The 3,819-nt window shown below is 43.2% G+C and carries 2 protein-coding genes and 2 pseudogenes; all 4 read right to left on the bottom strand.

Going from position 1 to position 3,819, the window contains the following annotated elements; all coding sequences use genetic code 11:
* Window positions 1-341 (bottom strand): annotated as a pseudogene (locus tag BLS58_RS17025) (hypothetical protein); the annotation flags it as partial.
* 263 nt (window positions 342-604) lie between these two features.
* Window positions 605-2,276, bottom strand: a pseudogene (locus BLS58_RS18475) (IS1634 family transposase).
* 73 nt (window positions 2,277-2,349) lie between these two features.
* Window positions 2,350-3,234 (bottom strand): beta-keto acid cleavage family enzyme, encoded by an 885-nt coding sequence (locus BLS58_RS17040; RefSeq protein WP_090400336.1) that lies wholly within the window; start codon window positions 3,232-3,234, stop codon window positions 2,350-2,352.
* Between the two features lie 99 nt (window positions 3,235-3,333).
* The gene (locus BLS58_RS17780) at window positions 3,334-3,507 is read right to left on the bottom strand and encodes a hypothetical protein (RefSeq protein WP_176764841.1); all 174 of its coding nucleotides are present in this window, start codon (window positions 3,505-3,507) and stop codon (window positions 3,334-3,336) included.
* Between the last annotated feature and the right edge of the window lie 312 nt (window positions 3,508-3,819).

The raw sequence follows: 3,819 nt of genomic DNA on the forward strand, positions 1-3,819 counted from the left end.
TGTTCATCGGCTTTCGTTATATCAGCGCCATAAATGACATACGTATAGATATTTCGCCCTGTTTTGTCATATAAGGCTGTATCATACAATTTGAATCGTTTGAGATCGTTTATGTTGAAGGTTGTTTGAAACTCAAGATGAAGGTAGGTGTCATCTTGTAATAAAAACACGAAATCCATGCGGCGTTCGTTGACATCAATCACCGGTAAATCCGTTGGTTCCACACGAAGAATAGGGGCGGTATAGATCCCATAAAAGTTCAACGCTTTTTGGCCAAATTGTTCCGTCATAGCCTTAAAAATAATATCATAATTCTTTTCGGAGATCTTTTTCTTTGGCATGCCCTCACCTCGCCTTAATTACATTATACCATGGATGTTGATTGTTGTGTGAAGGCATCGAGTCTAAAAACATACTCACGTGACACTATTAAAAATAATTTCCCCGCAAAGTCGTTCAGGAGAGATGAAGCCCTTCATTCATTCAAATAACCATCGACATTTATTCACATCTTTTCCCTAGCGTGAGTTTCCTACGCCAAAGCTAAAAAATAGCCTTAAACCCTTGGCATATAAGGGATGACAAGTGCCCTGGCGTGTATACACTAAAAGTCTTTGTTCGCCAGGGTGTCATATAAAATGTTCAATTCTGAATCCATGTCTTCTAAGCGCTCTTCTTTTTGGGGCTTTTCATTCAAATCATAAATGGTGTAAATCTCAGCCAAGCGAACGTCGCTCAATCGATCCAGCAACGTTTCCACGTTCATTCGGTAGCCAGCTTCTTTTGCCTTCTTCCACAATAACTGTGAAAGCAGGAGGCCGATCAGACAGGTAAAGGTATGGACCTTGATCTTTTGATCAGTCCAATGAAACTGCGGCGTTACGGCGTGATAAAAAGGGTTCTTCAGATGCTTGAATACTTGTTCGACGTGGTTTTGACCTTGGTAAGCTGCGTTGATCTCCGCATCCGACCATTCGTGTCGACTGGTTGTAATGATGCGTTTGCCAAAGTAAACCTCTGTGACCCATTGATAGGCCGATAAATCGCAAATCCAATCAAGATCAAAACGGCCGTTTCCTTTTTCATGCAGAAACACCTTCAGGATAAGGTGGCATTGCTCTCCTTTTAAAATGCCATGAATCTCCCGTTCGAGCGCTTCTTTTTCCCGTTTGTGAGCCCGCGGGTTATTCAATTTGTCTTTGAGTTCCTGTAACTGCTGCTGTTTTTTGGCCATGGACTGATGTAGACCACGGATTTGTCCCTGACGTAATCGATCACTCACATAAAGAACCAAGGTTCGATCCTTGCCCCACACCTCCTTTTGTGTGCGATAACAGGATATTTCATTCTCTCCAATCTCTAACGGGGGTATATTTTGAGAAAGGAATGTTAACCAAATCCTTATGATAGGCCGGTGATAACGATGCGACGTAAGAAATTTCGGAAGCATCCAGTTCAGCGAAGTTCTTTTTCGTATGACTGCCCTTGTCAAAGACAACGGTAAACTCCTCCACTGCCAATTGCAATTCAGTCAATTTGTTCCGTAATTGATGTAGAAAAGGAATAAACCGGGTGCTGTCCACTTGATTGCCCTCATAAACATTCGACAGCACCGGAACAAGGAATTCCCTTGTAACAACCTGAGCCAATCCAAATTGTTTCAAATCATTGCGTTTTTGTTGATTGCGTCCTCGTTTGGCCAAGTCCGATTTCTCATTGGTTGAGGCAATGTGGGTCGCAAAATTGGTTAAATCATAAAACAATAAACGCGACGACAATAAGCCTTGTTCCACCATGTGGCGCGTGAGCGCTTGTTCCGCTGCTTCCAGTTGGGCATCGGTAATCGTATCCATCTGGTCCCAAAAATGTCGGCTATCCAATTTATCCGATGTAAAACCCGCTAAAGCCGGCAATGTGGTTTGGTTGGCCCACTCTGAAAAGCCTCTTTTGCTTCCGGGTGACAGAGACCGATAAATGGCTGCCAATAATAACGACTTTCCAACCGTCTGCCCGTCCCGTATCCGATCGGGAAAGTGCTGTTCAAAAATGTTGAGGACGTTTAGTTCAGCAGCCGTTTGCCACAATAGATGGACAGCTCCGTGAGAACGAGAACGAACGTTTTTAATCAATGGCCCGTTTCTTAGTTTATACATCAATTGCTCAGCTGTGCCCAAATGCATTAAAACGACAGGGCGCGGTTTGCCATTGACCCGCCTGGATTCAACGATTTGCCAGTATGTGTGCTTACCTACTTTTTGCTTTCTAATCGTAGCCATAATTAGTTTATACACAAATCGCCCTGTAAACCCTGTCATAACAGCATTATCAGGAAATTATAGGAAACTCACGCTAGTTTTCAAACGTCCGAAGGTTTAAGGATTCACGCGTTTCTTGAGGGGTCATGGGTTCGATGCTTAGGCCCTGAAGAATGCCAACGGCTTTGTCGACCAGTTGGGCGTTGGTTCCCAGCACACCTTTGTCTAGATACAGGTTATCTTCCAAACCCACGCGCACATTTCCACCAAGTAGCGCAGTCTGAGCAACCATCGGTAATTGCATACGACCAATGCCAAAAGCGGACCAACTTACGCCTTCGACGATACGGTCTCGCATGTAAGTGATTGTTTCAGCATCTGCGGCTGCTCCCCAAGGAATGCCTAGGCAAAACTGGTACATCGGATGACCGTCAATCAAACCTTCTTCAATCAGCTGATTGGCTAAACGGATCTGTCCTGTGTCAAAAATCTCCAGCTCGGGTTTCACGCCACTTTGCTGGATAAGCACTGCATGTTCACGCAACCAACCGGCCGGTCCTAGATACACTTGATCACCGAAATTGATGCTACCACAGTCGAGCGTGCATATTTCCGGAAGTAACTTCTTCACAGGTTCGTGGCGTTCTTTCGGTGTTTGGATATCGGTTCCCGCCCCTCCCTGTGTCGGGTTGTAGAGATCAGGAACGAAGTCGCCACCACCACCTGCCGTTATGTTAAGCACCACATCCGTTTCAGACTCGCGAATACGCTCCACAACTTCGCGAAAAAGATCTACATCATGACTCAAACTCCCTGTTTTCGGATTACGTACGTGAATATGAGCAATGGCCGCTCCCGCTTTTGCAGATTCAATAGCAGCATCCGCAATTTCCTTCGGCGTAACCGGAACATGGGGGCTTTTTCCCGATGTCTCTCCTGCGCCTGTTACTGCAGCTGTAATAATTGTTTTGTTAGCCATCCATAAGAACCTCCTTCTTTATTGTGATTGTTATATCCATGTTTTCCCACCATACATGATAGGTATCACACTTGAGATCAAAAATTATTGAAAAACGTATTATAAATACCCCCAGACTATTCCAACGATACATATAATAGTGACTACACCTATACCAAGGAAATCTATCCTATTAAATGGTTTTCCAAAATCATAGGCAGGGTCTTCCATTATCTTTGTTCTTTCCTCAATTTCCTTTTGAACTTGTTCTTCTAAAATATCGTTATTACTCATTTTAAACACTCCCCGTATAGAAATTTCTTCCCACCGTATCGATGCCTAAATAAAAGGAAAACTATAAGTTTGATTTATATTCCAACACAACAATCAGTGAGACAATGATCTCTGATTTGCCCTGAATCGATGAAGTTAATTATTATTTTCATAACTCAACTATCTACATGTTTATTTCCCATAATATTATCTGAATTTTTTTCGTATGGTTTTTCATCAACCTCCCTCTTTGTAATTAGATATTCTTCCATATGCTCTTGATTTCTCAGATTTTCATGCCATTAGGATCTACCAGCACCAGAGTGCGCTTCT

The organism is Natribacillus halophilus (assembly GCF_900100185.1).
Classification (GTDB): Bacteria; Bacillota; Bacilli; order Bacillales; family Marinococcaceae; genus Natribacillus; species Natribacillus halophilus.

Coding starts and splice junctions, on each gene's coding strand:
- BLS58_RS17780 (WP_176764841.1), bottom strand. CDS start 3,507: ATGAGTAATAACGATATTTTAGAAGAACAAGTTCAAAAGGAAATTGAG.
- BLS58_RS17040 (WP_090400336.1), bottom strand. CDS start 3,234: ATGGCTAACAAAACAATTATTACAGCTGCAGTAACAGGCGCAGGAGAG.